This is a genomic window from Bradyrhizobium uaiense (assembly GCF_010811875.1).
In the GTDB taxonomy this organism is placed as follows: Bacteria; Pseudomonadota; Alphaproteobacteria; order Rhizobiales; family Xanthobacteraceae; genus Bradyrhizobium; species Bradyrhizobium uaiense.
Genome location: NZ_VKHP01001217.1, coordinates 1 through 222, shown reverse-complemented (window position 1 = coordinate 222; position 222 = coordinate 1). Strand labels below are relative to the sequence as shown.

The following is a 222-nucleotide window of genomic DNA, read 5'->3' as shown; positions in this document are numbered from 1 at the left end:
CGCGCTCTGTTAGCCCTTGTCGAAATGGTGCGCTAAGTCCGTATCCTGCATCCGCCAGCACACATCCAAAGCGCACGTTGGCTGCTATCGCGCGATCAATCTCGGCCAAAGCAATTTCCGGCTTGGATCGTGGCGTTCGGTGTTCGACTGGCACGCGAGCACGCTTCAAACGAGACACGTCGCTTGTCCAACTGTCAGGCAGAAAGAGACGCAACGCGACCA

General features: G+C 57.7%; 1 protein-coding gene. It reads right to left on the bottom strand.

Features of this window, described 5'->3' with window-relative positions; translation table 11 throughout:
• On the bottom strand, nucleotides 1-222 hold a 222-nt coding region (locus FNJ47_RS49355), incomplete at both ends, for a transposase (protein WP_163163919.1).